Origin of the sequence: Tunicatimonas sp. (assembly GCF_049647865.1) — a bacterium.
In the GTDB taxonomy this organism is placed as follows: Bacteria; Bacteroidota; Bacteroidia; order Cytophagales; family Cyclobacteriaceae; genus Tunicatimonas.
In genome coordinates this window covers 1-7,729 of record NZ_JBARYM010000454.1, presented here as the reverse complement: position 1 = coordinate 7,729, position 7,729 = coordinate 1, and the positions used below count along the sequence as shown (strand labels likewise).

General features: G+C 43.1%; 6 protein-coding genes. 2 read left to right on the top strand and 4 right to left on the bottom strand.

The features are described from left to right. On the top strand, nucleotides 1-1,062 hold a 1,062-nt coding region (locus WBA23_RS13600), incomplete at its 5' end, for a TonB-dependent receptor plug domain-containing protein (RefSeq protein WP_424582822.1). Between the two features lie 298 nt (nucleotides 1,063-1,360). Continuing rightward, on the top strand, nucleotides 1,361-3,811 hold the full coding sequence (locus tag WBA23_RS13595) for an FtsX-like permease family protein (protein ID WP_424582821.1): 2,451 nt from the start codon (nucleotides 1,361-1,363) through the stop codon (nucleotides 3,809-3,811). A 388-nt stretch (nucleotides 3,812-4,199) separates the two neighbouring features. Here WBA23_RS13595 and WBA23_RS13590 read toward each other — a convergent pair whose 3' ends face one another. The 4 genes from WBA23_RS13590 to WBA23_RS13575 form a co-directional block, all read right to left on the bottom strand. Further along, on the bottom strand, nucleotides 4,200-4,865 hold the full coding sequence (locus tag WBA23_RS13590; protein ID WP_424582820.1) for a hypothetical protein: 666 nt from the start codon (nucleotides 4,863-4,865) through the stop codon (nucleotides 4,200-4,202). A gap of 155 nt (nucleotides 4,866-5,020) precedes the next feature. Continuing rightward, on the bottom strand, nucleotides 5,021-6,094 hold the full coding sequence (gene proB / locus WBA23_RS13585) for a glutamate 5-kinase (RefSeq protein ID WP_424582819.1): 1,074 nt from the start codon (nucleotides 6,092-6,094) through the stop codon (nucleotides 5,021-5,023). 370 nt (nucleotides 6,095-6,464) lie between these two features. After that, nucleotides 6,465-7,082: a hypothetical protein gene (locus WBA23_RS13580; RefSeq protein WP_424582818.1), complete on the bottom strand. Its 618-nt coding sequence runs from the start codon at nucleotides 7,080-7,082 to the stop codon at nucleotides 6,465-6,467. Between the two features lie 5 nt (nucleotides 7,083-7,087). Next, a partial coding sequence (locus WBA23_RS13575) for a hypothetical protein (protein WP_424582817.1) occupies nucleotides 7,088-7,729 on the bottom strand: 642 nt, incomplete at its 5' end.

Here is a 7,729-nt window from a genome sequence, read left to right as displayed (position 1 = left end):
AACCTAGCTGAGCCATTTGATCCTGATCAAGGGTTATCGGATGACCTGAGAAGCTTTGTAGACCCTCAGAGTGGTTATCTGTTTGGGTTGGAAGGCTTAACGGATTCTATCTTTAAAACCCGGAACTACTATAGTGTGGGCACTTTTGCTCAAGTGCAAATGAACCCGATACCTTCCCTAACGCTCACCGCGGGCGGACGGTACGACTATTTCTCTATTTACGGAGGAACTTTCAATCCACGGGTAGGTCTCATCCATCGCCCGGCTAAAAAGCTGACACTAAAGGCTATTTACGGAAGCGCCTACATTCAGCCTTCTAATTACTACCGCTGGGAAAATTTTGCTAATCCATTCATCGCTCACGTACCAAATGAAGATATTAAACCGGAGCGGCTTCAGTCCTACGAATTTTCAGCCCAGTACTTCCCTAGCTACAATGTTTCGGCAAGAATAGCCTTGTATCGTAACAACATGCAGGACATCATTCGTCCGGTATTCATCGACGCATCTACTCAGGGTGGTCGGCCATTTTATAACCCGCTCAATCAATTCAATCCTTTTGGGGATGGTACTCCCTACGTAAATGCCGTAGAGATTAATAGTAATCAAGGAAGCATGTACAGCCAAGGGTTGGAGTCCGAACTTACTTGGCGTTTTGGCGACTTCAACACAAGTTTAGCCTACACCTACGTTGAGGGAAGGGACAACGGAGCGAAGCTAGCCAAAATTTCTAACCATAAGATAAATCTGAACTCAGTATACTCCCGTAAGAAACTCTATATTTCTGCTTCCCTACGCTACTATTCAGCAGTGAGTACAGCCCGGGGCAATTCCCGCTATGGTGACGCTGGTGACCAATCGTACAGTTTTCCCGGAGCAGCGGTGATTTATGCCAACGCAGGGTATCATCTAAAACATAACTTGCGGTTTAATATATCAGTCGATAATTTGTTGAATACCAAGCACTACAATGCTGCTCCCTATGGTGAGTCAGGATGGATACAACCTCGCACTCCTCAATCATTAATGAAAATACATACTGGATTTTCGTACAAATTTTGATGGAGTATTAGATAGAGGCATTAGCTAGCATTATTAAGCAGGGAAAAGAGTCTAAGCCTCAGAAGGCTAGGCTTCTTGGTTTCTAATTGAGCTTACCTTTTAATGTTAGAGAGAAAGATAGAAATCCTATAGCCCATGGTCCTCACTTTTAAGATATCGAGCAACAAAGTCCATATTATTTGGAAATGTTGAGTGATAGTCTATCACCCAAAGCGGGGGATAAGCAGAAAAAACGAAGCATCTTACTTCTATTTATCATAGATTAGAGAATAGTTTCAACTCCCAACCCCTTCTACCAATGCTTCGTACCTACTTCAAGTTTGCTGTCCGCTCCTTTTGGCGAGACAAGTTTTATACCCTGCTTAATATTATTGGGCTAGCAATTGGCATTGCAGTAAGTATTATTATTCTGCTTTATCTACAGAACGATCTCACCTACGATCAGCATCATACCCAGCACGAGCAAATATACCGATTGGTCACTAATGTGAAAGGGCCCGGAGTAGAGTTTCATACCGCCAATGCGGCCCGGGAAATGGGGCCGATGCTATCCGAAGACTATCCGGAGATACTTTCCTTCGTACGGCTAGAAGGAATGGGGCGTACCTTGGTAACAGTACCTAATGCCGGAAAAGAAAGTTTGTACAATGAGGAGGATTGGGCCCGGGCTGATTCTACCGCATTCAACATATTTACGCATCCCTTTCTTGCTGGCGACCCAACGACGGCCCTACGGGAAAAGAACAGTGTGGTACTAACAGAAACATTAGCTCAAAAGTACTTTAACGAAGAAGAGGCCCTGGGCAAAACCTTGCTGCTGTACGAGAACAAAGAAAACTTTACCGTTACCGGCGTGATTGAAGATTTGCCCGACAACTCCCACGTTAAGTTTGATGCGCTAATATCCTTCATTGAACCTCGGGAGTGGGCCACGCAAGACGGTGAATTCAATTCGGAAGCTATCTGGAATCCCGATGTGTTCACCTATCTGTTGTTTCCCAAAGGATACGACAAGGCGGACTTTTTTGGAAAGCTTCCTCCCTTCTACGACAAGTATATCAAGCCCTTCGGCGATAAGGTGAGTAGCGAACTGTGGTTTTATCTGGAGCCATTGGCCGATGTACACTTTCATTCGGAGCAAGGAGGCGATCAACCCCAAGGAAATATTGCCTACGTGTATGCCTTCGGGGGAATTGGATTATTCATTTTGCTGCTGGCTTGTATCAACTATATGAATCTGGCTACGGCGCGCTCGGGTAACCGCATGAAAGAGATTGGAATGCGAAAGGTACTAGGTTCCAGTCGTCAGTCGTTAATCCTTTCTTTTTTGGGTGAATCAGTACTTTTATCAATATTAGCTCTGTTGATTGCTCTTGGGTTAGTCGCCATTGTGCTGTACGCTACTCCATTTAATGATTTGGTGGAAAAGGAGCTTTCGCTCAATCTCCTGAAGAATTCTACACTACTGCTGGGTGCTATCGGTATCACTTTGTTTATCGGTATTGTATCTGGATTGTATCCAGCCTTCTACCTACCCGCCATTTCCAGTGTACGCTCGCTGAAGGGCGCGTTTAAGTCTTCTTCTTCGGGTATTTTATTACGAAGAACATTGGTTACACTCCAGTTTACTATTTCTATCGCGGTAGTTATTTGTACGCTGCTGATGCAGGATCAAATCAGTTACGTACGTAATCAGGAATTAGGATTTAACCGAGAGCATTTGCTGCTGGTACCCATACAGGATACGCTGGTTCGAAATCAACTTCCTTACATTAAAAATGACTTAGAGCAGTACGACGGAGTAGTGGCAACCACTGTTTCGTACAATGTACCGGGATTAAGTGTGGGTAACCAAGTTTTCCAGGTTGAAGTAGACTCTAGTTTGACTAATCAGGCCTTTCGAACATTTTTTGTCGGGGAGGATTACTTGCAGACGATGGATATTCAGTTGCTGGCTGGGAGGGACTTTCGGGAAGACTTGTCGGCGGATACCGATGGGAAATCGTTCATTATTAATGAGGCAGCCGCTCAACTGTTGGGTTGGTACAATCCTGAACAAGAGGGAGCTAAGCTAGAAGATGCTCTTAGCGGAAAAATTAAGTTTTTCCACGGTGAAGAGTTGGGAGATGTGGTCGGGATTGTCCAGGACTTCAACGTCAGCTCGCTACACAACACTATTGAGCCTACGATTATTGTTCCCGCTAATCAGGCCGGAGGGGTTTTCTACGCTCGGCTAAAGGGGGAGAACATACCCGAAACGATGAATTTTATCGAAGACAAATGGTCAGGCTACGACCCTAACCATCCGTTTGAGTACGAGTTTCTGGATGAAAGTTTTGATGAACTCTATCGGGCCGACGAACGACAAAGCTCGCTCATCTCGATACTTTCCGGTATCTGTCTGTTTATTTCGTTATTAGGAGTTCTAGGTCTATCAGCTTTTACGGCTGAGCAACGTACCAAAGAAGTAGGAGTACGAAAAGTGTTAGGAGCCACCGTTCCGCAGATTGTGTACCTGCTCTTCAAAGATGTGATGGTACTGGTGGGAATAGCCTCACTACTTGCTGCGCCGTTAGCTTATTGGCTAATTGACCGCTGGCTACAAGATTTTGCTTACCGGGTTGATATTGATATTCTGCTGTTTGTACTAGCCAGTGTCGCGGCCTTACTTATTGCCTTTGCTACCATGAGTTTTCATTCGGTAAAGGCGGCGCGAAGGAATCCAGTGGTGAGTTTACGGTATGAGTGAGCTTACATTCACTAAAGATTCGCCTAGTCTGTTTCACAGCTTACTTCAAGTTTAACTCATGGGTAACTTCTTTTAAACTGGGAAAGTTTATCGATCTTCCATTTCGGAGGCAAGACCCTTATTTGAGGCTCTAGGTAATGTGCTTTTGCTAGATTACATAGTTTATGAATAGTCGTTCGTAAATATTTTGGCTACCATTGTGCGTCATCCCCCCCCACTATGTGGGAGACCGAGTCTGGCGAAGCCTGGTCTCGTTAGCCCGAAACAAATCCGAGGGGAACACCACATGATGGTCACTGGAAGAGTTTAATCGGAGTACTTAGAAGTTTATAAAACAAAAAAAGCGAACCTCAAGAGATTCGCTTTGTTAAACACTATTCGGAGATAATTACATATCAGATTCTTCGGAAGTATTCTTCAACTCACCCTCTTCAGAATACGTTAATGTAGTATTTGCATCTTCACCTTCTACCTCAATTTCATACATCACAGAAGTTGTTGAAACATCCTGTGGCATTTCTGTATCTGATGGACGAGGATTAATGGTGTTTCCTTCCTTAATGTCTTTACTTAAATTAGTTTCAGTTTGAGTGGTAGAAATCATTTCCTCCATATTCTCATTATCAGCACTATTACTAGATTCTATATTTGACCTCTCATTCAAGTCGTTATGATACGTAGGATCACTGATAGGCTCTTCGCTAGGATCATTAGAAAGCTGCTGCATCTCAGAAGCATCTTCTTTTACTTCATAAACAGCTACAACTTCCTGATCGCCATACTCACTATTCTCAAAGCTACTTAGCACACCTTTTGGCAAAGCATCTTTGCTAATTTCTGTTCTGGTTTGAGGCAGAACTTCTGATTCCTCACCCTGCGGATAGGTTCCGTACTGATTGTGCTGATAATCAGCCGCTGGTTGGGCACGTTCGTCTAACACATCTGTTTTAATTTCAGGATTAACTTGCTCTTCGGTAGGCTTTGTGTCCTGAGCATTTAATTGTAAGCTGGCAGTAGCCGCCCCTATAGTAATTATTGCAATGATCTTTTTCATCTTTAAAAATATTTGATAGTTAAAAAAAATTTAAACTCTTGCCAAACACATTGAAAATACTGTGCCAGTGAATTATTAGCTCTACAGCGGTAATTTTATTGATTTAGATGAGAAACTATTTCAACAAACTGGGGATCAAATAAGCAAATAATAGTCTATGAGTGAGACAAATACAGATGGTCGTAGTGGATAATAGGCTTTTTGCCCGATTGGCCTATTAGTAACTGAGCCTGGGAAGAAGTATAGTACGATTTTCCCAAACCAAATATATTACCCTTATGCTTTAGTTGGACAACTTCGCCTTTAGAGAACTCGCCCTCTATTTTGATAACGCCTACTGGTAGCAAGCTATTGGCCTGCTCTTGTTGGGTAAGTGCTTGATAGGCTCCGTCGTTCACGTGAATACTACCTTGATGGGTATTTTCGGCTTGTCCAATCCAGCGCTTTACTGGGGAAACTTTGCGGTTAGGCAAAAAGTGCGTTCCAACTTTCTGGTTATTTATAATCTTCGATAAGATATTATCGGTCTGCCCATTGGCAATATGTACCCCAATGCCTAGGTCAGCAAGTTTACGAGCCATACGACTTTTGGTACGCATACCGCCCCGGCCAAAATTCGATTTTTCGGCCGAGATCAGTGCGTTAAGCGGTTGTTGCGGCGCAATTTCGGCAATAAGCTGCGCCCCTGCCTGGCTGGGAGGCTGATCGTAGATGCCATCAACATTTGTCAGAATAATGAGTCGTTGAGCACCCATCATAGAAGCTAGCAGGCCGGCTAGTTCATCATTATCGGTAAACATTAGTTCCGTTACCGATACTACATCGTTCTCGTTTACAATGGGCAGTACTTGATGCTGAAGAATACCATCTAAGCAATTGCGGATATTTAAATAGTGCCGACGGCTACGAAAGTCTTCTTTGGTAACCAAAATTTGAGCGCAAATAGTGTTATGCTCTTCAAACAGACTACGGTACACCTGCATAAGTTGTGCTTGGCCTACTGCTGCCAGTACCTGACGTTGAACAACCGGATCAGCTTTTTTACCGGGAGTTACCTGCTGTCGTCCGGCCGTGACCGCCCCCGATGAAACCAATAGTACATCATAGCCCTGCTGGCGTAGGTCGGTCATTTGCCGTACCAGCGAACTGAGCAATAGTGTGTTTAATGCACCGTCGGACCGAGCGATTACATTAGAACCAATTTTGACAATTAGTGCGGGGCGATCCACTTTTTAACAGTAAAGGTTTTGACAATAAATTTTCCCGCAAGCTACTGGCTATTAATATAACCAGCAAAAAAATAACCAACCTCTAAAAGAGATTGGTTATTTGCGTATGAGACGTAATTCTACCTTCCTACTAATCTATTTACCTATGAGATATTCTGTTTCTTGTATCTGGTTGTGGTTACTAAAATTCTTTTGCTAATCTGCGATGTTTATTAGTTAGTAGACCTACCCCACCCAATGTCATCACTGAATTGAAGTTTTTTTCAGATTTTTTTGAGTGAGCCGCAATAAATTACTTAAGATGGCTAAACTGCTATCGTTAAAGGCTACTTTTCAAGATTCAGATTAACCTTTTAATATAGATTTTGGCTCAATTAATTAATTCAGGAATGGAATAATCAAACCGGCCATTCTTTACCTCAATCTGACCCAACGAGTCAGAGGTAGTTGTAAATGAAAAAGTGCCGGCTACGATATAGCTAGTATTAGATGTGGTTTCTTGATCTAGTTGAATACGGCGCAGTATTAGTTGCCCTACACCACCAGTGGCTACCGTATCGTCGAAGTTTCGAGTTAGGTACCCATAGTTCTCTCTACCATCTAGTACAAACGCTTTTTGAGGTATGTCACTAATGGATTCAACTTGACTGTCACTTAGCTGGCGACTATCAAGCGCAAAGCCAACGCCAAGATATTCACCTTGCGAATTAATATAACTTTGTAGCTCGCCGGAAATCGTAAGATGAACAGTGCTATCTTCTTCTTGAAAAGTAATCCACAGAATATCATCGTTACCTGAAAAAACACCTCCACCACCGTCTGACCGCCATATATCATCATTGACAAAACAACCTGCTGACTTTTTACCTTCTTCGGAGTAGATTGGCAGACGCGGGTCGATAGGATCAGGGACAAAAGCTTGTTCACAACCCGATAATACTGTAATTACCAATACAGAAGCAGCGTAAAAATGGAATTGATATTTCATTTTCTTCAATCTTCAATAGCTCTAACCTGATAGTCAAACCTTCCGCTTTTTACTTTAATAAGCTGACAAGAACCGCTAGCAGTCGTAAAAAAGAATGTTCCCGCTACGATGTAGTAGTTTTCAGCGTCTGGATCGGGCTGAGCGTAGCGAATTATCAGTTGACCTGCTCCTCGACAATCGGTAAATTCGTTGATGTGATCACCACGAACTCTACCGAAATTTCGTGCCCCATCCAGCACAAATGTCTGTTGATGAAGCTCATCCGTTGATTGGAACTGCGTTTGACGGTTATCTATTTCAAACTCAATATTAGTATTGGAATTAGAATTATCTATCAGGTTTCCGTCTATAAATACTCGAATGGTAGAATCATTAATTGATAAGCGCATCTCTTGTTCGGCTCCGTTACCGGGAAAAGTAAGTGTAAACTCTTCGGCTACCTTCACTGCTCGCCAAATATCATCGTCAATAAAGCAGCCCGCGGCATTTTTTCCCTCTTCCGAGTAGCGGGGAAGACGCGGATCAAGTGGATCAGGAATAAATTCACCGTCACATTGGGTTAGTAGAGCTAACAGAAAAATTAGTACAATGCTATTTCTCATAAATTGAAGGCAGCAATCGATACACCTACCTGTACCGTACGAAAG